This window comes from Komarekiella delphini-convector SJRDD-AB1 (genome assembly GCF_014831675.1).
GTDB lineage: Bacteria > Cyanobacteriota > Cyanobacteriia > Cyanobacteriales > Nostocaceae > Komarekiella.
Genome location: NZ_VJXY01000001.1, coordinates 588,619 through 613,475, shown reverse-complemented (window position 1 = coordinate 613,475; position 24,857 = coordinate 588,619). Strand labels below are relative to the sequence as shown.

17 protein-coding genes and 2 pseudogenes are annotated in these 24,857 nt (G+C 43.0%); 12 read left to right on the top strand and 7 right to left on the bottom strand.

Going from position 1 to position 24,857, the window contains the following annotated elements; genetic code table 11:
* Positions 1-68: 68 nt before the first annotated feature.
* The 5 genes from FNW02_RS02620 (at position 69) to FNW02_RS02600 (ending at position 4,424) form a co-directional block, all read left to right on the top strand.
* Positions 69-668 (top strand): TetR/AcrR family transcriptional regulator, encoded by a 600-nt coding sequence (locus FNW02_RS02620; RefSeq protein ID WP_191756005.1) that lies wholly within the window; start codon positions 69-71, stop codon positions 666-668.
* A gap of 53 nt (positions 669-721) precedes the next feature.
* Entirely contained in the window at positions 722-2,011 is a 1,290-nt protein-coding gene (locus FNW02_RS02615; RefSeq protein ID WP_191756004.1) for an ABC exporter membrane fusion protein, read from the top strand.
* 76 nt (positions 2,012-2,087) lie between these two features.
* Positions 2,088-2,411 carry a DUF2834 domain-containing protein gene (locus FNW02_RS02610; RefSeq protein WP_191756003.1) on the top strand — a complete coding sequence of 108 codons (324 nt, stop codon included), beginning with the start codon at positions 2,088-2,090 and terminating at the stop codon, positions 2,409-2,411.
* 25 nt (positions 2,412-2,436) lie between these two features.
* Positions 2,437-3,603: an ABC transporter permease DevC gene (gene devC / locus FNW02_RS02605; RefSeq protein WP_191756002.1), complete on the top strand. Its 1,167-nt coding sequence runs from the start codon at positions 2,437-2,439 to the stop codon at positions 3,601-3,603.
* A 68-nt stretch (positions 3,604-3,671) separates the two neighbouring features.
* Positions 3,672-4,424, top strand: a complete 753-nt coding sequence (locus tag FNW02_RS02600; protein WP_191756001.1) for a DevA family ABC transporter ATP-binding protein — start codon at positions 3,672-3,674, stop codon at positions 4,422-4,424.
* A gap of 7 nt (positions 4,425-4,431) precedes the next feature.
* Here FNW02_RS02600 and FNW02_RS02595 read toward each other — a convergent pair whose 3' ends face one another.
* Positions 4,432-4,965: a universal stress protein gene (locus FNW02_RS02595; protein ID WP_191756000.1), complete on the bottom strand. Its 534-nt coding sequence runs from the start codon at positions 4,963-4,965 to the stop codon at positions 4,432-4,434.
* Between the two features lie 685 nt (positions 4,966-5,650).
* Between FNW02_RS02595 and FNW02_RS02590 the strand changes: the two are divergent.
* The 3 genes and pseudogenes from FNW02_RS02590 to FNW02_RS02580 all read left to right on the top strand — a co-directional run.
* Positions 5,651-7,780 (top strand): annotated as a pseudogene (locus FNW02_RS02590) (response regulator); the annotation flags it as partial.
* 194 nt (positions 7,781-7,974) lie between these two features.
* The gene (locus FNW02_RS02585) at positions 7,975-8,361 is read left to right on the top strand and encodes a response regulator (protein WP_191755999.1); all 387 of its coding nucleotides are present in this window, start codon (positions 7,975-7,977) and stop codon (positions 8,359-8,361) included.
* Between the two features lie 463 nt (positions 8,362-8,824).
* Entirely contained in the window at positions 8,825-9,166 is a 342-nt protein-coding gene (locus FNW02_RS02580; RefSeq protein WP_225225353.1) for a chromosome segregation ATPase, read from the top strand.
* A gap of 117 nt (positions 9,167-9,283) precedes the next feature.
* Here the strand turns inward: FNW02_RS02580 and FNW02_RS02575 are convergent, their stop codons facing one another.
* Together FNW02_RS02575 and FNW02_RS02570 are read right to left on the bottom strand one after the other, a co-directional pair.
* Positions 9,284-10,003, bottom strand: a complete 720-nt coding sequence (locus tag FNW02_RS02575; RefSeq protein WP_191755997.1) for a dienelactone hydrolase family protein — start codon at positions 10,001-10,003, stop codon at positions 9,284-9,286.
* 645 nt (positions 10,004-10,648) lie between these two features.
* Positions 10,649-11,614 (bottom strand): acetamidase/formamidase family protein, encoded by a 966-nt coding sequence (locus FNW02_RS02570; RefSeq protein WP_191755996.1) that lies wholly within the window; start codon positions 11,612-11,614, stop codon positions 10,649-10,651.
* A gap of 151 nt (positions 11,615-11,765) precedes the next feature.
* On the opposite strand from FNW02_RS02570, the gene FNW02_RS02565 reads away from it, so the two are divergent.
* From FNW02_RS02565 to FNW02_RS02555, 3 genes are all read left to right on the top strand, one after another.
* Positions 11,766-12,473 (top strand): type I restriction enzyme HsdR N-terminal domain-containing protein, encoded by a 708-nt coding sequence (locus tag FNW02_RS02565; protein WP_225225352.1) that lies wholly within the window; start codon positions 11,766-11,768, stop codon positions 12,471-12,473.
* Positions 12,474-12,670: 197 nt separating this feature from the next.
* Positions 12,671-13,750, top strand: a complete 1,080-nt coding sequence (locus tag FNW02_RS02560) for an AOC03_06830 family ribosome hibernation factor (protein ID WP_191755995.1) — start codon at positions 12,671-12,673, stop codon at positions 13,748-13,750.
* A 97-nt stretch (positions 13,751-13,847) separates the two neighbouring features.
* A complete protein-coding gene (locus FNW02_RS02555; protein ID WP_191755994.1) occupies positions 13,848-14,405 on the top strand; it encodes an HdeD family acid-resistance protein in 558 nt (185 codons plus the stop codon).
* Positions 14,406-14,471: 66 nt separating this feature from the next.
* On the opposite strand, the gene FNW02_RS02550 is transcribed toward FNW02_RS02555, so the two are convergent.
* The gene (locus tag FNW02_RS02550) at positions 14,472-15,140 is read right to left on the bottom strand and encodes an AIM24 family protein (RefSeq protein WP_191755993.1); all 669 of its coding nucleotides are present in this window, start codon (positions 15,138-15,140) and stop codon (positions 14,472-14,474) included.
* 410 nt (positions 15,141-15,550) lie between these two features.
* Positions 15,551-16,627: an alpha/beta hydrolase gene (locus tag FNW02_RS02545; protein WP_191755992.1), complete on the bottom strand. Its 1,077-nt coding sequence runs from the start codon at positions 16,625-16,627 to the stop codon at positions 15,551-15,553.
* Positions 16,628-16,982: 355 nt separating this feature from the next.
* On the opposite strand from FNW02_RS02545, the gene FNW02_RS02540 reads away from it, so the two are divergent.
* The gene (locus FNW02_RS02540; RefSeq protein ID WP_191755991.1) at positions 16,983-17,939 is read left to right on the top strand and encodes an AraC family transcriptional regulator; all 957 of its coding nucleotides are present in this window, start codon (positions 16,983-16,985) and stop codon (positions 17,937-17,939) included.
* On the opposite strand, the pseudogene FNW02_RS02535 reads toward FNW02_RS02540, so the two are convergent.
* Together FNW02_RS02535 and FNW02_RS02530 are read right to left on the bottom strand one after the other, a co-directional pair.
* Positions 17,906-18,004, bottom strand: a pseudogene (locus tag FNW02_RS02535) (IS5/IS1182 family transposase); the annotation flags it as partial. The gene FNW02_RS02540 and the pseudogene FNW02_RS02535 sit on opposite strands and share 34 nt — an antisense overlap.
* 102 nt (positions 18,005-18,106) lie before the next feature.
* Positions 18,107-24,706 (bottom strand): HAMP domain-containing protein, encoded by a 6,600-nt coding sequence (locus FNW02_RS02530; protein ID WP_191755990.1) that lies wholly within the window; start codon positions 24,704-24,706, stop codon positions 18,107-18,109.
* Positions 24,707-24,857 lie beyond the last annotated feature (151 nt).

The following is a 24,857-nucleotide window of genomic DNA, read 5'->3' as shown; positions in this document are numbered from 1 at the left end:
TTTGACAAACCAGTAGCAGAGAGGTTAGGCTTATAAATAACGAGCGTTCGATATAAATAAACCTAATCATGCCTAAGATTGTTGACCATGATCTGTACCGTAAAGAACTGCTCGGTAAGTGCTTTGACTTATTTGCCCAAAAAGGCTACGGTTCTATCACTATGCGCCAAATTGCTCAAGGGTTAGGAGTTTCTACTGGTACGCTGTACCACTACTTTCCTAGTAAACAAACTTTGTTTGAGCAATTGGTGCAAGAGATTAATCAACAAGAAATGCTAATGGCAATAGCTGAGTTGTCAGGGGCAAAAACGCTCCAGGAAAAAATGGAAGCATTAGGAAGATACCTTTCTAAAAATGAAGATTACTACATTAAATTAACTTATGTATTGGTTGATTTTTGTCAGCATCAAGACTCTAAACAACCGTGGAGTAGTGGAGTATTTAAGCTGGTTGATGATCAATCTCGGCAAGCGCTCAAAGACGTTTTGGGTATCCAAGATCCGGCGCTTGCTTCCTTTATATTGAGCTTAATTGATGGCTTAATTCTCGAACGTTTATGGGGTAATGAAAATATTGATTTCTATGAACAATGTGCCTTGTTGGGTAAAATGCTAACTGTATATCTGTCTAATAAAGAAATTAATTGTCAATCCTCCTCAAGAGAATAGCAATTATTGAGTAATACGAATGATGTTCGTACACTTTAGAATCTTCTAAAAAAATGAATCAAAAACTGTTATTCAAAGCTCCCAAAAAAGGGTTAATTGCATTAGTAATTGCTGCTACTGCTATTACAGGTGGAATTGTTGTTTATGGTATTTCTCAGTTTGGCAAAGTTGGTCAAACTGCCTCATCTGAATCTGTGCAAACCACGCCTATTAGACCAAAAGTGGCAGCATTAGGACGAATAGAACCAGAAACAGAAGTAATTAGCTTATTTGCACCCATAGCTTTAGATGGCGATCGCATTGCTCAAATCCTAGTTAAAGAGGGCGAACGCGTTAAAGCTGGACAGATTGTAACAATTTTAGATGCACGCGATCGCTTGCAAACTGCGGTACTACAGGCTGAAAAGCAAGTCAAAGTTTCCCAAGCTAAACTCGCTCAAGTGAAAGCCGGCGCAAAAACTGGCGAAATTCAGGCACAGCAAGCAAGTATTGAGCGCTTACAAGCTCAGTCCCAAGGAGACAAAACAGCTCAACAAGAAGCGATCGCCCGCATAGAGGCACAATGGCAAGGAGATAGAATAGCCCAAGAGGCAACAATTAAGAAGCTTGCGGCAGAATTAAACAATGCCCAAGCCGAATATCAGCGTTATCAGCAACTATATACAGAAGGCGCAATTTCTAATTCTTTATATGACAACAAAGGCTTGAGCGTGGAAACTGCCAAACAGCAACTAGACGAAGCCAAAGCAGTACTCAACCGCATTAACACCACTGCAAGCAAAGAACTCGCCGAAGCGAAAGCAGCGCTTAACCGCACTAACGCCACAGGAAACAAGCAAGTTAACGAAGCCAAAGCCACGCTTACCAGTATTGCAGAAGTCCGAACTGTAGATGTAGCAGCAGCACAGAGTGAAGTTGAAAATGCGATCGCTACCCTGAAACATGCTCAAGCCGAGTTAGCAGGTGCTTACATCAAAGCACCGATGGCGGGACAAATAATCAAAATTCATACACGAGCTGGAGAAAAAATTAGTACTGCGGGGATCGCAGACTTGGCGCAAACAGACCAAATGGTTGCAGTAGCAGAAGTTTATCAAACGGACATCGGTAAAGTGAAGCTAGGACAACAGGCAACGATTAGCAGTCAAGCATTTGCCGGCGAACTACGAGGAACCGTTGCTCAAATTGGCTTGCAGGTAAATCGCCAAAACGTTTTCAGCAACCAGCCTGGTGAAAACCTTGATAGCCGAATAGTTGAGGTTAAAATTCGCATCAACCCCGAAGACAGTAAGCGAGTTGCTGGTTTCACCAACTTACAGGTGCAGACAGCAATTGAATTGTAGAGTTGTGTTCCAAAGGTTGGATACACCGTAACGTAATCTCTTGTAGTCCAGCACTACTCATAGGGTGAAATCAATCATGGTTCAAGTCATATATTTTCTACTTTGTATACTTGGCTTTGTTCTACCTTACTCTCAGTTAATTCCTTTTACTTTAGAGCATGGTCTTGATATAAAGCTGTTTTTTGAACAACTTTTTGCTAATAAAATATCTGGTTTTTTTGGCATGGATGTTATCGTTTCATCCCTTGTATTGTGGGTATTCGTATTTTGGGAGGGAACACGTCTTAAAATGCAAAATCTCTGGATTTATGTTGCTTGTAATCTTTTGGTTGGTGTTTCTTTAGGTCTTCCCTTATTTTTATTAATGCGACAGCGCCAGCTTGAACAACATAATTCATAATTCATAATTCATAATTCATAATTATATGTTTTCCAAACTATTTCGTAAAACGCCGCTAGCATGGCGGCAGTTAATGAAAGAAAAAACGCGTCTAGTGGTTGCAGTTGCAGGTATTACCTTTGCTGATATGCTGATGTTCATTCAGTTGGGTTTTGAAAGTGCGCTTTTTGATGCAGCCATACAACCCCATCGCAATTTAGAAGCAGATTTGGTTTTGATTAATCCCCAATTTCAAACTCTGTTTTCAGTGAAAAGTTTTTCTAGAGAGCGACTATATCAAACATTGGGCTACGACGGTGTTCAGTCGGTAAATTCAGTTTATATCAACACCGGACAATGGCGAAATCCCGAAACGCGTCTTGATCGCGCCATTTTAGTGTGGGGTATTGATCCGGCAAAATCTGCGTTTAAATTTCCCGAAATCCAACAAAATCAGGATCATCTCAAGCAGTTGTATCAAGTTCTGTTTGATCAGGCGGGACGTCCAGAGTATGGGGCTGTTGGAGATATCTTTAAAAAAACAGGCAACTTTGAGACGGAACTGAATAACAAAGCCGTCAGCGTTAAAGGTGTGTTTAGTAATGGTGCTTCCTTTGCCGCCGATGGCAATGTGATCACCAGTGACTCTACCTTTTTACAACTATTTCCAGACCGTAAACCTGATCAAATCGAAGTTGGGTTGATTCACCTCAAACCAGGAGCCAATCCCGAAAAAGTGCGATCGCAACTTGCCGCTGGGCTACCCAACGATGTCAAAGTCTTAACTCCAGAAGGGTTTGCCGAAACCGAAAAAAATTACTGGGCTACCGGGACTGGTATTGGTTTCATTTTTGGTTTAGGTGTAGGTGTCGGGTTCATTGTCGGCATCGTCATTGTCTATCAGATTCTTTACTCTGATGTTTCTGAACACATGCCAGAATACGCCACCCTCAAAGCAATGGGCTATAGCGATCGCTATCTTTTGGGAGTGCTATTCCAAGAGGCATTAGTTTTAGCTGTGTTAGGTTATATCCCTGCATTCTTCCTTTCCTTTGGGCTATATCAGATCACCTACGCTGCTACACTGCTTCCCCTAACCATGAAGTTAGAACGAGCGATCGCTGTCTTGATCATGACTATTGTAATGTGTAGTTTTTCTGGGGCGATCGCCATGCGAAAGCTACGAGCTGCTGATCCCGCAGATGTTTTTTAGTTTTTCTCAAACCTCCAAGTAAGCTGATAAAAACGCCAAATCTGCGAAATTCAAATTATAAAAATCTTATGTTCCAAGAATCTGTACAAGTAACTTCTAATTCAACACTCTCGGTTTTAGAACCCGTCATTTCTGTTAGTAACCTTAACCACTATTTTGGTACAGGTGCGCTTCGCAAACAAGTATTATTTGACATTAATTTGGAGATTAACGCTGGGGAAATTGTCATTATGACTGGCCCCTCCGGCTCAGGAAAAACTACCCTATTGACGCTAATGGGTGGGCTGCGCTCTGCTCAAGAAGGTAGCCTGAAAATCTTAGGACAAGAAATTTGTGGTGCAAAAAAACAGCAGTTAACCAAACTTCGCTGCCAGATTGGCTATATTTTTCAGGCGCATAACTTGATGACTTTTTTAACAGCTAAAGAAAATGTGCGAATGTCCATAGAGTTGCATGACGAATTTCTGAATCAGGATATTAACACCAAAGCGATCGCGATGCTGGAAGCTGTCGGTTTGGCAAATCATGTAAATTACTACCCAGAGAAATTATCTGGGGGGCAAAAACAACGGGTGGCGATCGCACGCGCTTTAGTCAGCCATCCTAAAATTGTTTTGGCAGATGAACCCACTGCTGCACTCGACAAAAAATCTGGGCGCGATGTCGTTGAATTGATGCAGAAGTTAGCTAAAGAACAAGATTGTACAATTTTGCTGGTTACTCATGACAACCGCATCCTTGATATTGCCGATCGCATTATTTATATGGAAGATGGTCAATTGAAGACTGATAGCGTAGATATTGCAAAAACAAGTAAATAAATTCTATTTAGTTGGCGCTTACAGCGTTTGTAGCCGCTTTTACAACTTGATCTGCTTTAGTAATTGGAAGATGCACAATATGCACTGAACAAGGAGCATGGTGAAGGACGTAGTTACTTACGCTACCGAGGAATAGTTCCGTCAGCCCAGAACGACCACGACGTCCCATGACAATTAAGTCAGCACCCCAACTACGAGCTAAATCACAAATGATCCGCCCAGGATGACCAAGGTTTTGTGTAAATTCCGTAGTAACACCTACGGTGTTGGCTTGGGCACAAAAAAATTGCAACATCTGGATACCTTCATTTTTAAAAGTATCCCACTGCTTTTGATATAACTCAAAACTTTGACTGTTCAATCCCGGATAGTAATCAAAATTAGAGAACATAGGTACATAAGGACTGCCCTCTGCTTCTGGAGACAGGACATGCAGTAGCATTAAGTTGGCTTGTGTTAACTTTGCTAAGGCTAATGCTTGTTCAAAAACCTGTTGTCCTATTTCCGAGCGATCTAATGCAACTAGAATCTTTTTAATCATATAGACCTCCGGTTTTATTAGTGATTAGTCTTTAAGATTTCTGGTTTTTAGGGCAATCCTGCATGAGTTGTGAGATTTTTCGTGTATCCTTCCGGGAGAGGCTGTCTGTCATCTGCAAGAAACCGCAAATGCTCTCAGACTGCTATATTAGCCAAGCAACTATTCTGACTCCTAACTCCTGTCTCCTTTGTTGGTGTATCTCCTGCATCAGAGAATCGCTATAAAATTCCGCCAAGAATTATTTTGAATGAACTGGTAAGCTTTTTTGTCCTACAGTTATGTTTATAGAGAAACAATTTGAGGAACTTGTGAGGAAAGCCAAGAATTATTCACTGAGATACCTAATGGTAAAGTTTATTCCTTCCTAAGACTGAATTTAGATGATTAAAAAAATGCGATCGCACGTGTCTTAAGACAATCGCCACAGTGTTTTTGTCATTAACTTGTCAACTAGCTAGCAACTTTATCCAAGCTTATACTTCTAATTAGGACACATGTACATACTAACTCCCACTTAAATACAACTACACAGTAATAAAAGTTGACAATTTTTTAAAAATATTCACCTTAAAGATATATCTTTTTTAAAATACTTTAAAACTTAGTATTGATAGTAATTTTATTAGTAATTAAAGTTTATTACTTGTTATTTATTGTAGGTATTAACCGCCGGAAAGCTTTTGATATGAAGATTTTAGTTGTAGAAGATGACAAGTTAAATGCTCATGTGCTTACCACGGTTCTCACTGGCCAAAACTATGTTGTTGAAGTAGCAACTGACGGTGATGTTGCTTGGGATTTGATCCAAACTTACGATTATGATTTAATACTGCTGGATATAATATTGCCTAAGCTAGATGGTATTAGTCTTTGTCGGCAAATCCGATCGGGTGGTCTGCAAGTACCAATCCTATTACTAACAGGGCGCGATAGTGGTCATGAAAAGGCAATTGGACTGGATGCAGGCGCGGATGATTATGTAGTTAAACCTTTTAACGAGGAAGAATTAGTTGCTCGTGTACGGGCGCTATTGCGTCGCGGAGGCAACACTTCACAACCTGTGCTAGAGTGGCGCGGGTTAAGGCTAGACCCTAGTAGCTGTGAAGTTACATACGCTAGCAATCTGCTGTCACTGACACCAAAAGAATATGCTCTGTTGGAACTATTTTTGCGAAATAGTCGCCGGGTGTTTAGCTGCGGCATGATTTTAGAACATCTTTGGTCTTATGATGATACTCCTACAGAAGAAGCCGTTCGCACCCATATCAAAGGATTAAGACACAAACTAAAAGCTGTCGGAGTGTCCAGTGATTTGATTGAAACAATTTACGGGATTGGTTATCGCCTGAAACCACTGGAAGGGGAGGGGGGAAAAGGGAAAAGAGGAGAGGGGGAGAAAGGAAGAGGCAAAGAAGGAGGGAAAATCTCTCATGCTAAAGCTAGAATGCATAGATCTCAAGAAGAGGATTTATCCAAGCAGCAGCAAACACTAAGAGCAGTTGCAGGAGTTTGGCAACAATTTAAAGGGCGGGTGGATGAGCAAGTGAGTGTGCTAGAGCAAGCCGTTGCAGCTTTGAATTCCGAATCACCACTTGTTCAGGGCGATCGCAATTTGCTCTTGGAAGCAGCCCAAGAGGCGCATACTTTAGCAGGTTCTTTAGGCACTTTCGGCTTTACTCTTGGCTCAAAATTGGCACGTAAAATCGAGCGTCTGCTGAATTCTGAGCAAATCTTGAGTGTATCTGAGATAACTAACCTTGAATGTTGGGTTAAGTTATTGCGTCAGGAAATTGAGGGCGACAACGAAGTTGCAGCAATATCTGCATTGCCAAGCGGCGCTGAATTGTCGGTTTCGGTGGTTAAAGGTGATTGCACTTTAACGCACAGCACGCAAGTTATCGAACTAGAGAATCGCTGGCGAACTATCTTTGATGCTGAACCAGAATGCGTCAAAGTGATTGCTGTCGATGGTACTTTGTTGGAAATCAACCCAGCAGGTATTTTGATGCTGGAAGCAAACAATACCGCAGCGCTGATTGGTAAGTCTGTGTATAAGTTAATTGCTCCAGAATATCAAGAGGCGTTTCGCCAACTGAATGCAAGTGTCTGTCAAGGTAACAAAGGGATTTTACAGTTCGAGATGATTAGCTGTGAGGGTAATCGTCGCTGGGTGGAAACTCATGCAGTTCCTTTGTGTTACGACGATGGCAAAGTAGTGTTGCTAGCAATCACACGAGACATTACGCCACACAAACAGGCTGAAGCCAAAATTCGACGGTTAAATCGAAAGCTGCAAACTTTGAGTAGTTGCAATCAAGTACTCTTTCGTGCCAAAGACGAGTTCGATTTATTACAGCAAATTTGTCAAATTCTTGTAAAAATCGGCGGCTATAGGCTGGCGTGGGTAGGTTTTGCTGAAGATGATATAGCGAAAAGTATCCGCCCCGTATCTCAAGCAGGCTATGAAGACGGATATTTACAATCTCTGAATCTTACTTGGGCAAACACCAGTCATGAGCAAAGTCCAATGGGGATCGCCATTCGCACAGGTGAAATTTGTATTGTCCAAAATATTTTAACTGATCACAATTATCAGATTTGGCAGTCTCATACTATTAACCGAGGTTATGCTTCAGCGATCGCGTTACCGTTAATTATCAACGGTCAAACTTTTGCCGCATTGAATATTTACGCTGCCGAACCAGACACCTTCGATGCTGATGAAGTCAAAGTGCTACAAGCATTAGCAGCAGATTTAGCTTATGGCATTGTAACATTGCGAAATCAGCGCGATCGCCAATTAGCAAAAACCGCAGAGTTAATTAGCGTCAATCGACAGTTGCAGTCAGAACTTGATGAGCATCGCCAGACACACAAAGAGCTACGCTTATCTCAAGCCAGATTTGCACGAATTTTGGATATTGCTGATGATGCAATTATTTCTATCGGGCATGATTTGTATGGAACCACTTCAACGAGTCACTCGCAACCAAGAATAGAGTAGCAGCAATGACAACAAAACGAATTCTGGTGGTTGATAACGAACAGTCTATTCAAGAAGTTGCCAGGATTTGCTTGGAAACTATCGCCGACTGGCAAGTATTGACAGCAAGTTCTGGGCAAGAGGCGATAAAAAAAGCTGAGGATTGGCAACCAGATGTGATTCTGCTAGATGTGATCATGCCAGACATGAACGGTATTGCAGTCTTTGAGAAGCTACAAACAAATCCGATAACAAAAGCTATTCCAGTTATTTTGTTAACCGCGAACATACAGGCTTGTGACCGTCGCCGCTATGCCGAGATTGGAATGAAAGCAGCGATCGCCAAACCGTTCAATCCGCTAGAATTAGCCAATCTAGTAGCAGTAGCCCTGGACTGGAGTCTGGAACAGTAGTTACAAAAATATTTATCTAGACTACTACTTAGTCAGTTATATTCCTTATATTACTGGAATTTACTGTCACTAAATCGAGAGCTAGTGAACATCAAAATACATTAGCTAGAATCAGGCGCATCAACTACCTGAATTCATCTCGATTTACCAGATATAACTACTATATTCAGCTAGTTAATTCTCAATATTTGTCAGAAGAATTGTACTACTGCTATGGTAGCGATTGATATGCCCTACTTAAAGATATTTATAGAGATGAAACTAGAGAGAATCCTGTTATAATATTTTGAAAAACAGTGAGTCAAAGTTTTTTAGTTGCTCATAATCTACTGGTTTTTAACTTTGAACACTAATAGTTACAAGTGATAGCTAGTTTTGTAGTAAATAATAGCTATTGTTTCTTAATAATAGTTAAATCGAAACTCTTGACTCACAAATTCGAGCCGTTTTAGAGCTTTTTAATTTGCCAAAACTCTACCTAATATCATCGCATATGTTACCTGTACAACCTTTAGAGCCGTCAGTACCACCTGTTAATGGTAATTGGTACTTACTCAGTGTTCGCGCCAAAAAACGGGAATTATTTCTAAAATATCTAAAAATTGCAATTACCCAAAATAATTTACAAGAGGTAATTATTGATATAAAGACTCCACAAGAGTCAGTTTACGAAGATATTGTTTTACTGAATCTAAGCCACTTCAAAACAGCATGTACTCACCTACAAAAAATTGAGTATTTCCAGAGTATCGAACGTAAACCCTTACAGTTAGAACAAGTCAGTCGAATGATGGGAAGTCTTTGATTGTTGCGCTAGAAGACTGAGTGCATGACCTCGAATATTTGATTAAAGACAGTGATACTTATTCTGCATTACTGACATAAGCCTCTAAAGAAATTATCAAAAATAAATTTCAAACCATTAATTTAGGGACATTGCATGTAGATGCGGTTCCTGCCATTCAAATGATGTCAGATAGTAATTGAACCATTGACTCGCTAGTCGTCCTACTTCTTCCAGAGCACCAGGTTCTCCAAACTGATGAGTTGCCCCAGGAATCATTTCCAGTTGCTTGTTTTGGGCAGAAATTTGTGCCAATGCATCCTCATTCATTGCAATTATTGGGAAGTCGTAGCTACCAACGATGAGCAATGTGGGAGCTTGCACCTGGGATAGTACAACGTCCGTTAAATCAAGTTGACCGCTGCGGCAAACTATAGCCCTGACAGATATTGGGCGTGCTGCTGCTGCTAGAAATACTGCACCACTACCTCTGTTTGCACCAAAATAGCCGACCTTGAGATGCTGGGTTATCGGGTTCTCAAACAGCCAGTCTGTAATCGCAACTAACCTAGTGGCAAGAAAAGCAATGTTATTACGGAAATGCTTGGTTCGCTCATCAATTGCTTCCTCTTCTCTTGTCAGCAAGTCAATCAATATAGTTGCTAATCGCCCTTCCTGACGCAGCACATGAGCAAGATAGTGGTTACGGGTACTGTATCGGCTGCTACTACCGCTATGAGCAAATAAAACAATCCCCTCAGCACTTTCAGGTACAACCAATTCTCCGTTTAGCCTGATAGTTCCTAGCTCAACTATTACTATTTGTTCTTCAACATTCCATGATGGCTTTTTATTCATTGGTCTATATTTGTAATTCGTAATTGAGGAACAGAGCAACTCAATTGATAGACACAAGATACTTTTGCTTCCTCTTCGCTTGACAAAAGTTAATCAAAATGATTTTTAATTTTTCCCATTTTTCCTAACTTTTTCTTCTACCTTTATAGTAGATCCATCTCACACAATGATTCAAATTTATTTTCTAGGAGTTAGCAGACAAAAGATAGAGTAGCAGAACTGTGAAAGGGAAAGACTTACTGCAACTTCCTCCTGCTGCCCAGCCCTTTTAACAGTAAAGAGTTAACAGTAAACGGTTAACAGTCAAGATAATTGGGTTTAAGGGTAACCACTAAGGGGCCCTCACTTGCAACTGAAAACTAATAACCCAAAGCCAATGTGGCAGGCGCTATCTGGCAAGTTTAAATTCCCCAACCGTTTACTGTTTACTGTTTACTGTTCACTGATTTAAGGTGTAACGTATTTTTCTTGGTGTCTTGGTGTCTTGGTGGTTAAAAATTGACTTAACCACTAAGACACGAAAGTAAAAAACCCAAAATTCAGGAAATTTTTTGAGGATTTTTACCCACATTGAAGGGGCTACCCTACTTCATCATCTTTACCCTTCCAATTTCTTCGATTCTGTTGTATTAGCTAGATTGCAACTTATAAATTTATTGACTTTGAGAAAATTGCTTTGGGTAGCATCCCATGCACACCTTTTTGTGGACTGTTCACAACTTGAGTGATGCGAAAATTCACAGCTAGACTACATAATACATAAGCATCTTCTGGCGACAAATTTGTGAAGCGTTTGAGAAAATCAATCATATTGTTCAAAGCTAATTCTAAAGCTTCATCTAAGGTTTGACCAAACCCCATTGTGATAATATCAGTTGGAGTTTCTGCAATTGGCGTTGTCAGTTGTATATCCTTGCGAAGCTTGAGTGTTATTCTTCCGTTCATGGAAGTTTCAATAGCGGTGACATTGACTTCGCCATCTCCTTGTACTGAATGACCATCGCCAATCGAAAACAAAGCACCTGGGACGAAAACAGGCAAAAATAATCGGGAACCTGCTTGCAGTTCGCGGTTATCGATATTACCACCGTAAGAACCTGGTGGAACGGAAGTTCTTGACGTTTCTGGGGTGGCGACACCAAGAATGCCAAAAAAAGGTTTGAGGGGAATTTTGATGCCAGCACCCGCAGGAAATTCAGCGATATTGTTAGCTAAATCAAGGGTAATGAATCTCAAGGCTGGTTGATGAAATTGGTGTGGTAAAGCTCCCCAACCTGGACGAATCGCATTAAAACCTACGGGTAAACTAGGTGCGATCGCTTCTAATCTTACTTCCAAAACATCCCCTGGCTCGGCGTCCTGTACGTAAATTGGCCCTGTTAATAAATGCGGCCCTCCAGCAACTTTGCGTTCTGGTGCTAAATTTTGGCAGATATCGAGAAATTCTGGTGTGAGAAACTCTGGTGGTGCTTTGTCGTAAACGTAATAACCAGTGTACGTTTCCACATCAACTGTATCGCCAGAAGCAACAGTCAGTACTGGTTCTAGCAAATGGGAGAAACCACCCAGATGCACAGTTTCTCTGGTGGCTTTTAAAAAATGATCAGTCATTGCTGCTGTTCTGATTGCTCAGTATCCTTGCTTAAGATATCCGAATGTATTCTTTTTTGTACAACAGTATCTAGTACTTTCTTTGCAAACGCGCCAATTGGCGATAATAGAGATGCTGATCCTGTAGTAAGGCAACTATTACCTACAAGCAATGACACAGACGGCAGCAATTACAGAAGCGATTACCACTCTCTTGGATGCAGAAAATCGATTCGGTTTTGTCCGTGTTGAGTCCGAGCAGTTTTTTCCAGAGTGGTATGAAGGATTACCTGAAATTACAGAAGCGGAAAAAGCCTCTGTAGATGTCCTGCGGCGCAGGTATCTCTATCACCGTACTGGAGGTCATTTACTAGAAGGGACAGTTATGTTGTTGCTGGTATCACCAATTCTTGCACTCTCCGGGTTTTACGATCCTCCTTTTAGGATTAAGGCTGAATCTTCCGTGGAATTAGTGCTAAATGATGGCGAGGAAATACTGCGCGGACGGATTGACGTTTTAGTGCTGCAAGAACAGTTCTGGGTGATGGTATCAGAGTCAAAAAAAACCACGCTTTCGGTTTGGTCGGCTGTACCACAAGCTCTAGCTTATCTGATGGCTAACCCCAACCCCAATCAACCTGTGTTTGGTATGGTGACGAATGGGGACGATATTTTATTTGTGAAAGTGACGCAGACAAATACGCCACAGTACGACTTATCAAGGGTCTTCGCCCCGTTCACATCCGCGAGAGAATTGTACGGCGTTTTGCAAATTCTCAAGCGTATTGCTCAGGTAATCTCTAACGAACCGCCAAGTACGCCAAGTACGCCTTCTCTCCGAGAGGCTTCCGCCAACGCGGAGCGTCTCGAAGAGAAGTAATAAGAGATGAAAGGAGTTTGGCGCAGCTTCACAAAGAAACGGTATTAAGTAGATGAACAAAAATATTTACTTTGCTTAATTGCCGCCTATCTACCCCGAAAAAAATTGCTCTCCTTTTTTGGGTAGAGGGATTACAAGTGGTTCGCCTTTAACATTTAAGGCAGTTTAGTCGCCACTAAAAATCAATAGGAGAATTCATGATTACTCGTCAGGATCTTAAGCAGCTGCAATCTTTGAGCAATGTTCCGGCGCTTTCCATCCTGTTACCAACTCATCAGACATCACCCGATAATAAGCAAGATCCGATTCGAGTAAAAAATCTGGTAGATGAAGCAACAAAGCGGCTGACCACAGAATTTACTAGCCGCGAGTTGGAACCATTATTGAAGCGTCTCGAAACCCTCGTGAGCGAAATTGACTACCGCTACACGCTGAAGGGTTTGGCGCTATACGTCAGCCATGACTTTGCCAAGCTTTATTACCTGCCTTTTCCTGTACCCGCGCGAGTTGTGATTGATCAAACATTTGCAACGCGAGATTTGGTCTATGGAATGCATCGGGCGCTGCGCTATTGGGTCTTGCTGTTAAGTCAGGCATCCACGCGCTTATTAGCTGGAACAGGAGAAACTCTTGAAGAAGTTGATGATGAAAACTTCCCAATGCAAATGACAGGGCCCGGAGCCACGGCTCCGCTTCCCTATGACACTGATTCAAGCTATCGAGACGACAGGCATCGCAGATTTTTTCAGCAGGTAGATAGTGTATTGACGCTCTATCAGAATCAAAATGAGTCACTACCATTGGTTGTTGGAGGGGTTGAGCGGCAAGTATCTTTCTTCCAGGAGGTTTCGCAAAATACCCAAGCGATTGCACCAAGTCTAAGCGGCAATTTTGACAAAGCGACGATTCATGAACTGACTCCTCAAGTGTGGTCAATCGTGCAGTCCGTTCGGGAGGCGCAACAGGCTGATGCACTCCAGGCATTGGATAACGCAATGAGCACTCAAAGTGTCGTTTCTACGATTGGGGAAACCTGGCGATTAGCACATGAAGGTCGAGGGAAATTGCTTTTGGTTGAAAAAAACTACCATGTACCTGCAATCTTGACTGAAGATGGCAGGTTTGAGTTAGTGGATCAACCGGGTGGTACAGAGGTAATGGATGATGCTGTCGATGAAATTATAGAAGTTGTCTTGGCTAAGGGAGGAAACATTGCAATTGTGGACGATGAAGCACTATCCATTCATCAGCGAATTGCATTGGTTTTGCGCTATTAATGTCAAGTTTTCACAGTCAAACACAACCTTTAGCGGTTTTTCTCGCTTGAGGCTAGTTGTTTTAACCTAAACACGTTAAAAAAACGAGGTGAGTGCTATGACTACTAATTTTCAACCTGAAGTAAATATCCAAAAATCGACTGGTTGGGTAATCGCTCTAAGCATTGGTTTGATTATTCTGGGTGTGCTAGCAATTTTAATGCCTGGCATTGCCTCGGCATTTTTTACCTCCGTCATTGGTTGGATTACCCTCATTAGCGGCGTTGTGATGATTGTTGAATCGTTTCAGTCAAAACCAGTAAGAGGGTTCTGGCTGAATTTGATTGTGGGTATTTTATACGCGATCGCAGGCATTTACATTCTGTTTAATCTGGGATCTGCGCTGCTAGCGTTGACCTTAGCTTTTGGCATTCTATTCATTGTTGAGGGTATTTTTACAATCATTATGGCGTTTACCAACCGAGCAGGGCACAGGATGTCCTGGCTAGTAGCATTAAACGGAGTCGTTACTCTAATTTTGGGCATCATAGTTCTGAATCGATGGCCTTTCAGCGCTCTCTGGCTGATTGGTCTATATGTGGGTATTAGCCTGTTCATGAGCGGCATCTCTTTGTTAGTCGCTGCTGTGGCTGCTCGGCGGGCACTTGCTAGTTAGTCGTCTAAAAAACCAAGCATTTTATTTGCGTATTAATCGCTCTCACGTTCAATTAATTGACAATTCCTAGCTAGAAGTTTTAGGAATTAATGCTGTAATTTGACGTAACAACATTACTTGCCAATAAGGAACAGGTGCTAGTAAGACAGTACCAGTTCCCTCGAAAGTGTTAACTAAAAACTCACCAGAAGTCATAGAACCGAAGAAAGATTTAGTGGCTTTTTCCACACGATAATTTAAGGTAGTTGTTCGCGCGATCGCAAAGTTGCCATCAACTACTAATCGGTCATTTTTTAAATGCACAACTTCTACAGGCCCTTGGGCTACCATGACCACTTTACCCCTGCCTTTGACTTTGGTTTGAAATAAACCTTCGCCACCAATTAATCCAGATATTAATTTATTACGTTCAATTCCTACTTCTACACTGCCATCACTTGCCCAATAAGCGCCAGTATCTAAAATCCATTCACTGCCATCCAATTCTAGGATGTGAAATCCAGACAAAGAAGGTTCCAAATACAATTCACCGCTTCCTGTATAAGTGGGACGAAATATGTTTTCACCTGTGGCTAAAGATTTCAAAAATCCACCCGCAGAGGGCGGTTTAGATTGCATAGTAATGTTGCCACGTATATAGTACATAGCACCAGATTCAGTGCGTACTGTTTCGTTTTGCAAATTTATCTTGACTAAATGCAACCCTTCTTGTTCGATAACTTCAAAATTTGCCATTAGTTTCCTCTTGTTTATACAAAAATATGTGCGCCAATTAATAGGCATTCGGATACATTTCTGGCATCTCTTTTCTCGAATGGCAAGTATAGCAAAGTGCTGTGGGAACGTAAAAAAGAAATTTTCTGTATATTTCAGACAGAAGGTAGCTGTCATGCTTGAAATATTAGGATTTAGAAAAAGATTATATAGAAACTTTCCGTATAATAAATAGTTAGACCGCTTCTTAAAAATCGAGAGTCAATCTTTAACAGAACTTTTATTTGCACTCGAATGAGTGCGAATCCGAATTCAATTATCATGACAAAGATTTGTTTCAATTATTGTTGAAATTACTTGAAAAGAAACCGTCGTTGTATCTCAAACGACGGTTTCTTCAATAATTCTTCGGTTCTTATCCCAAACTCACGTTACTTTAAATGTTCGGTAAAAAATGACGTGAGTTTATCAAAGGGAATTAACTCAACTCTGTCATATAAATCAACGTGTCCTGCTTTCGGAATGATATACAATTCTTTGGGTTCGGCTGCACGTTTGTAGGCATCCTCACTAAACTCTCTTGAGTGAGCCTTATCACCCGTGATGAAAAGCATAGGACGAGGGGAAATCGTTTCCATATCATTAAACGGATAAAAATTCATAAACTTAACGTTACTGCTTAGCGTCGGGTGCGTTGTGAGTTCCGGCGACCCTCCTTTTGGAGTGTATTCACCTCTCGGTGTACGGTAGAAATCATAAAACTCACGCTGGATAGGGTGTGTGTTTTCATCTAACTTATGTACAGTCCCACTCGTGTATTTGGTTTCACCATCGGTAAACTCTACATAACGTTGCTTTGCAGCCTCCTCCTGGATTTTCTTTCTCTGCTCAAGGGTCAGCGAATGGTTAAGTGCATTTCGGTTGGCTGCTCCCATATCGTACATGCTGACAGTTGCGATCGCTTTCATTCGCGGATCAATCTTAGCAGCACTGATAGCAAAGCTTCCGCTACCACAAATTCCAATTATTCCGATTCGGTTTCTGTCAACAAATGGACGAGTGCCAAGAAAGTCAACTGCTGCACTGAAATCTTCAGAATAAATATCAGGCGCAACAGCGTTGCGTGGTTCGCCCTCACTCTCACCCCAGAAAGACAAGTCAACAGATAAAGTCACAAACCCTCGTTCAGCCATATTTGCAGCATATACATTGGCACTTTGTTCTTTTACAGCTCCCATAGGATGCCCAACAATGAGCGCCGAATGTTTTTTACTCTGATCTAAATTCTTGGGAATAAATAGATGTCCGGCAACATTCATTTTGTATTGGTTTTTAAAAGTAACTTTATACATCGTAACGTTGTCGCTTACCTTAAAAGTTGTATATCCCTTTGGTGTTATTTGTTCCATTTCTTTTGTTGTTTTTGATTGTTCTTTTTGTTCTGTTTGTGTGTAAGCTGGCCCGCTGATCATAAGAGTCATCATCCCTAAAATTAATAGATATTTCATATAATTTTTCTCCTTTGCATTATCAGATTTACAGATGGAAATTGTTGCTCTATTAATCTGAAATTTTTCCAAATATTAATCTGGTTTTTATCAGCAGCGTTTCTACCGTTTGCTGTATGAGTTCAATTCTACGGGCGTGAAAACGGATAGCGTGAGGACGTTCATCGAAAAAAACCGGACAATTCTCCAAAAATCCGCCGCGTCACGTGCTGATACTAAGTTGCGTTCAGAGGTAGTAGTCTAAGATGAGGAAAAAAAGTTAAAGAACACAGGCTTATCGCCTGCGGCATGGCTTCTCTACGAGACGCTCCGCGAACGCTTACTGCTGTCAGAACAAAGCGTTTAAGATGAATTTATGAACCAAAAAGAAGCAGAATTTGAAAAGCGAAAGATGCAGATCAATCGGGAAGAACTGATCGAAAGAATGATTCGTCTCGCTCCCGAAAACAGCCTTTTGAAAGTGTTTCCGGACATTTTCATATATCAATCGTCGAAACCGACCGAGAGCCAGGTATCCGTATTCAAGCCCGCCTTCTGCGTCATCGCGCAAGGCAGCAAGGATGTGCTTTTGAACGATGAATTATTTCACTATGATTCCGATCATTACTTAATCTCGACGCTTGATTTGCCGATTATGAGTAATGTCGTCGAAGCGTCCGAGGAAAAACCTTATTTGAATCTTCGCATAGACCTCGATCTGGCAGTTGTTGCTGCGGTGATGATTGACTCCGGCATCGAAACAAAAAAAAGCGATGCCGGAGTCAAGGCGATGGATGTCAGCCCGGTTGATGCGGATTTACTCGATGCAGTCGTCAAATTGGTGAAACTATTTGACACGCCGGACGAAATGAAGTTTCTCGCGCCGCTCATCATCCGCGAGATCATCTATCGGCTTTTAAAGGGAAAACAGCGCGCGCGGCTCAGCCAGCTTATTACGACCGAAGGCGACGTGCAGCGCATCTCCAGGGTCGTCAGCCAAATCCGCGAGAACATTGATCAGCCGCTAAAAATTGAAGATACAGCCCGCGAACTCGGCATGAGCGTGTCAGGCTTTCACTCTCATTTCAAGTCTGTTACGGCAATGAGTCCCTTGCAGTTCCAAAAACAAATACGGCTTCAGGAAGCACGCCGTCTGATGCTCGGCGAAAACATGGACGTGGCGAGCGCCAGTTTTCGCGTCGGTTACGATGACGCGTCTTATTTCAGCCGGGAATATAAAAAACTATTTGGTATTCCCCCACATCGTGACATCGCCAAGCTGCGCGGCAATTTAGCATCTTTAACTACATCCACAATTAACTCAAAGGTTTGACGGCTTACTCCAGTCATACGCTTAAATTTTCTTGAAGTAAGCCGTTTAGCTTTCTCTATTCTCACTGCTAATCAAATCTTATAATCGTAAATTGCCAAATTATCCATTATACCACAAAATATTTTTGCAAGAGTTGTTATGTGACTATGTCCATAACATTTTTATAACTATCGGTATAGCCAAACACGCAAGAGTGAAAGTAACTGTTCAGTATCTACAGGTTTAGTGATGTAATCTGATGCGCCTGCTTCAATACATTTATCGCGATCGCCTTGCATCGCTTTAGCGGTGAGTGCAATGATCGGCAAATTTTTAAATTGCTCGTTCTGGCGGATTAAACGGGTTGTTTCGTAACCGTCCATTTCTGGCATCATTATATCCATCAAAATGACATCAATATCTGGTGTATTATCCAGTAAAGCAATACTCTCTGTGCCGTTTTCAGCATATAGAACCTGCATTTGATAGCGTTCTAGCATACTCGTCAGCGCGAAGATATTACGCATATCGTCGTCTACGATTAGCACTTTCTTCCCAAGGAGTAAGTAGTCGATTGAATGTAGTTGTTCTAGTATTTGTTGTTTGGGCGCAGGTAAATTTGCTTGGACTCGGTGTAAAAATAATGCTGTTTCATCAAGGAGACGTTCGGGCGATCGCACGTCTTTGACAATAATTGTCTCGGCTATCCGCCTCAGTTCAGTTTCTTGAGCTTTGGTAATTTCTCTGCCGGTGTAGACGATGATAGGTAAGTTTTCACCATTACGTTCAAGCTTGATCTGCTCGATTAGCTCAAACCCAGTCATATCTGGTAGCCCTAAATCGAGAACGAGGCAATCAAAATGCTGTGAGCGAATGGCTTCTAAAGCTGCTGCACCAGTAGCAACAGCAGTGGTAGCAACATCACTGTTACCAACCAATTCCACAATGCTCAGTCGTTGAATATCATCATCTTCAACTATCAGCAAATTCTTCACTCGACGCTCAACAAAACCTTTAATTTTGCTCAATGCCTCCGATATTGTTTCGCTGGTTAAAGGCTTTTGCAGATATGCGATCGCTCCTAGTTGCAAACTCCGCTGTCTTCCTTCTTCGACTGTCATGATATGTACAGGAATGTGACGCATACTTGGGTCATGCTTCAAACGATCTAACACCGTCCAACCATCCATTTCTGGCATCCGAATATCTAGCAAAATAGCTGAAGGCTGAAATTGCTGTGCTAGGGCCAAACCTGCAACACCATTTTGGGCGGTTATGACCTTAAATCCTTGCTGTTGCGCCATATCTAGGAGAATACGAGCAAAGTTAATGTCATCTTCGACAATTAGCAATATGCGATCGCCATTTTCGATAGTAGCGCGATCGTCATTTAGGACTGGGTACTGGGTACTGGGGACTAGGGACTGGGGACTGGGTAAGAAGGTAAATTCTCCTCCTCTCCCTCTCTCCCCCTCTCCCCCTCTCCCCTCTTGCGGTAAGTAGAATGTAAACGTGCTACCTTGACCTGGATTACTAACCAGTTTTATTTCTCCGCCAAAGAGACGAGCAATTTCGCGGCTAATTGATAAACCTAATCCAGTACCACCGTATCTACGACTGGTAGAGCCATCGGCTTGCTGAAATGCTTCAAAAATCACTTTTTGCTTATCGGGGGCAATACCAATGCCTGTATCACTGACTGAGAAGGCAATCACAGTCTGGGCGCGATTTAAGGTTTGCTGGTCGATACTCCAGCCTTGCTTCACCACCGCAATTTGCAAGCGTACCTCTCCTTGCTCTGTAAATTTAAAAGCGTTGGAGAGTAGATTTTTCAACACTTGTTGTAAGCGTTTGGCATCGGTATAAATAGTTGGTGGCAATTCCGAAGCCAATTCAATTGTGAAGGCAAGCCCTTTATTTTGAGCTAATTGTCCAAATGTGCCTTCAATCTGTTCGCGCAACTCTGTTAAGAGCATCTGGGTCATATCAATTGACATGGTTCCAGATTCAATTTTGGCGAGGTCGAGAATATCGTTGATTAACGCCAAAAGGTCGTTACCAGCTGAGTAAATTGTGCGACTGTATTCGACTTGCTTGGCGGTGAGGTTGCTCTCGACGTTATCCGCCAACAATCTAGCCAAAATCAATAAGCTGTTTAGCGGTGTCCGCAACTCATGGGACATATTGGCGAGAAACTCAGACTTGTATTTTGACGAGAGGGCTAGTTGTTCAGCTTTATCTTCCAAAGATCGTCTTGCTTGTTCGATTTCGCGATTTTTGCGCTCGACTTCTTGCTTTTGCACAGCTAGTAACTCTGCCTTTTCTTCTAACTCGGCGTTGGTTTGTTGTAGTTCGTCTTGCTGTCCTCTTAATAAATCCTCGGAGGTTTTGAGTGATTGGGCTTGTTGTTCTAGGCGCTTGTTGGTTTCTCTGAGTTCGCTTTGCTGGGTTTGTAGTTCTTCAGCTAAAGATTGCGACTGCTTCAGCAATTCTTCAGTCCGCATAGAAGCTGCGATCGTGTTGAGCACGATCGCAATACTTTCGGTAAGTTGATCAAAGAATGTTAAATGAATTTCGCTAAAGCGGCGGAAGGAAGCTAATTCAATCACCGCCGTCACTTGTCCTTCAAATAAAACGGGTAACACCACGGCATTTAGGGGAGCCGCTTCTCCTAAACCAGAGCCGATTTTGACATAATCGCTTGGCACTTCCGTGAGTAGAATTCGCTCTTTTTCCAAAGCGCATTGTCCTACCAAACCTTCACCCAAATGGAAGCGGTTAGCTAGATGCTTACGTTCACGGTAAGCGTAACTACTCAGCAGTTTGAGATAGGGCTGATTTTCTGCTGCTTCCATCATGAAGAAGACGCCGTGTTGCGCTCCTACCAAAGGAGCTAGTTCTGAGAGAATCAGTTTGGATACAGTTTCCAAGTCTCGCTGACCTTGGAGCATCCGGGTAAACTTAGCTAGGTTAGTCTTCAACCAATCTTGTTCGGTGTTTTTCTGGGTTGTCTCCCGCAGATTGGCGATCATCTGGTTAATATTGTCTTTGAGGATTGCCACTTCACCCAAGGCTTCAACGGCGATTGAGCGGGTTAAATCGCCCTTAGTCACCGCTGTAGCCACTTCGGCGATCGCCCGTAACTGGGTTGTAAGAGTAGCAGCAAGTTCGTTGACGTTATCTGTTAAATCTTTCCAAGTTCCAGCCGCCCCAGGTACTCTGGCTTGTCCGCCTAACTTCCCTTCAATTCCCACTTCCCGCGCCACTGTGGTTACTTGATTGGCAAACGTTGCTAGGGTATCAATCATCTCGTTGATTGTCTCTGCTAAGGTTTCAATTTCTCCCTTAGCATCCAGCATGAGTTTCCGTTTCAAGTCACCATTCGCAACCGCTGTTACAACTCTGGCAATACCGCGTACTTGTGCGGTTAAGTTACCCGCCATCGAGTTAACGTTATCAGTTAAGTCTTTCCAAGTCCCTGCCACACCTTGGACTTGCGCTTGTCCGCCCAACTTCCCTTCAGTTCCCACTTCCCGCGCCACCCGCGTTACTTCCGATGCAAAGGAACTGAGTTGATCCACCATCGTGTTGGTCGTATTTTTCAAGTCCAAAATTTCGCCTTTGGCATCGACGGTGATTTTTTTGGAGAGGTCGCCATTTGCCACCGCCTTGGTAACTTCGGCGATGTTCCGCACTTGTCCGGTAAGGTTCCCCGCCATCGAGTTAACGTTATCAGTTAAATCTTTCCAAGTCCCAGCCACGCCTCTAACGTAGGCTTGTACGCCCAGCTTACCTTCGGTTCCCACTTCACGGGCAACCCTTGTAACTTCTGATGCAAAGGAATTAAGCTGATCTACCATTGTGTTAATGGTGTTTTTAAGTTCTTGAATTTCACCTTTAACATCGACGGTGATTTTTTTGGAAAGGTCGCCGTTCGCCACCGCTGTGGTAACTTCGGCAATATTCCGCACTTGTGCCGTCAAGCTTCCCGCCATGAAGTTCACGCTATCGGTGAGATCCTTCCAAGTGCCGGCAACGCCTTTAACTTCTGCTTGTACACCCAGTTTGCCCTCGGTTCCCACTTCACGGGCAACCCGCGTTACCTCACTAGCAAAGGAATTGAGTTGATCCACCATCGTGTTAACGGTATTTTTCAACTCCAAAATTTCACCTTTGACATCAACAGAAATTTTCTTGGAGAGGTCGCCATTTGCCACGGCGGTGGTGACGGCGGCGATGTTGCGGACTTGTGCTGTTAGGCTTCCCGCCATGAAGTTCACGCTGTCGGTTAAGTCTTTCCAAGTCCCAGCCACACCGCGCACATCTGCTTGGACGCCCAGTTTGCCCTCACTTCCTACTTCCCTAGCAACTCGTGTTACCTCGCTAGCAAAGGAGTTGAGTTGATCCACCATTATATTGATGGTGTTTTTGAGTTCCAGAATTTCGCCTTTGACAGCAACAGTAATTTTTTTGGAAAGGTCGCCGTTAGCGATCGCAGTTGTAACTTCGGCAATATTCCGTACCTGTGCCGTTAAACTTCCCGCCATGAAGTTCACGCTGTCGGTTAAATCCTTCCAAGTCCCAGCAACGTCTTTGACATCTGCTTGGACACCTAGTTTACCTTCGGTTCCCACCTCCCGCGCCACCCGCGTTACTTCACTTGCAAAGGAACTGAGTTGATCCACCATTGTATTTATGGTATTTTTCAACTCTAAAATTTCGCCTTTGACATCGACAGTGATTTTCTTGGAAAGGTCGCCTGTTGCTACAGCTGTGGTTACTTCGGCAATGTTGCGTACTTGTGCCGTCAAGCTTCCCGCCATGAAGTTCACGCTATCGGTTAAGTCCTTCCAAGTCCCAGCCACGCCGCGCACTTCTGCTTGCACGCCCAGTTTACCTTCGCTTCCTACCTCACGGGCGACCCGCGTTACTTCACTTGCAAAAGAGTTGAGTTGATCCACCATTGTATTTATGGTGTTTTTCAACTCCAAAATTTCGCCTTTGACATCGACGGTGATTTTCTTGGAAAGGTCGCCTGTGGCTACAGCTGTGGTAACTTCGGCAATGTTCCGTACCTGCGCTGTCAAACTTCCCGCCATGAAGTTCACGCTGTCGGTCAAGTCCTTCCAAGTGCCAGCCACTCCCCGGACATCTGCTTGCACACCCAGCTTACCTTCACTTCCCACCTCACGGGCGACCCGCGTCACCTCACTTGCAAAGGAACTGAGTTGATCCACCATTATATTGATGGTGTTTTTGAGTTCTAAAATTTCACCTCTGACATCGACAGTGATTTTTTTAGAAAGATCACCGCTAGCGATCGCTGTGGCAACTTCGGCAATGTTCCGTACCTGTCCGGTAAGATTACCCGCCATTAAGTTCACGTTATCGGTCAAGTCTTTCCAAGTACCTGCCACTCCCCCGACTTCTGCTTGCACGCCCAGTTTACCTTCAGTTCCCACCTCACGCGCAACTCGCGTTACCTCACTGGCAAAGGAGTTGAGTTGATCCACCATTGTGTTAATGGTATTTTTCAACTCCAAAATTTCGCCTTTGACATCGACAGTAATTTTCTTGGAGAGGTCGCCGTTTGCCACCGCCGTGGTAACTTCAGCAATGTTCCGCACCTGCGCTGTCAAGCTTCCCGCCATGAAGTTCACACTATCGGTCAAGTCTTTCCACGTACCTGCTACTCCCCGAACTTCCGCTTGACCGCCTAATTTTCCTTCTGCACCCACCTCACGGGCAACCCGCGTTACTTCCGATGCAAAAGAATTGAGTTGATCCACCATGATGTTGACGGTGTTTTTCAACTCTAAAATTTCGCCTTTAACATCGACAGTAATTTTTTTGGAAAGGTCGCCATTGGCTACCGCTGTGGTAACTTCAGCAATATTACGGACTTGAGCAGTCAGATTTCCTGCCATTAAATTTACGTTGTCGGTCAAATCTTTCCAAGTACCTGCCACGCCGCGCACTTCTGCTTGCACACCTAGCTTACCTTCAGTTCCCACCTCACGAGCAACCCGCGTTACTTCCGATGCAAAGGAATTGAGTTGATCTACCATCGTGTTGACGGTGTTTTTCAACTCCAGAATTTCGCCTTTAACATTGACGGTGATTTTCTTGGAAAGGTCGCCGTTTGCGATCGCAGTAGCCACTTCGGCAATGTTACGAACTTGACCAGTCAGATTACCCGCCATTAAGTTCACGTTATCGGTCAAATCCTTCCAAGTGCCAGCCACCCCCAGCACTTCTGCTTGCACGCCCAGTTTACCTTCGGTTCCCACCTCACGAGCAACTCGCGTCACCTCTGATGCAAAGGAACCGAGCCGGTCTACCATCGTGTTGACAATATTGGCAGTTTGGAGAAACTCACCTTGGAGGGGTCTGCCATCAATTTCTGTAGCGATGGTTTGGGATAGATCGCCATTAGCTACAGCCCTGATTACACGTGTAGTTTCAGCTGTTGGTTGGACTAAATCTGTAATTAAAGTATTGACAGAAGTCACACAATCTGACCATGAACCGCGAACATCTCCTAAAGAGGCGCGTTCAGTGATTTTGCCTTCTTTACCGACAACATCGCCCATCCGCTGTAACTCTGTCGCCATCCGCTCATTCCGGTCAATAATATCGTTGAGCGTATCAGCGATTTTCCCCGCCATACCAGTTTGCTCTATGGGCATCCGAACAGAAAAGTCACCTTGTTTGACAGCAGCCAGCGTTCTCAATAGCTGATTTAAATCTAAATTGTCGCTGTCTCTAGTCAACTGTTCGGTTGTCATAGCCTGATCCTTATTTTTATTCTTGAGAAATTTTTTGTATTTTTTGTCCCCTGTACCTCAATACGTTTCGGTTAAGGGGGAAAGGGGAAAGGCTGAAATTTACTCCTTACCCTTTAACTTTTTCCCAGACTAAATTAGACGTCAGAAGTCT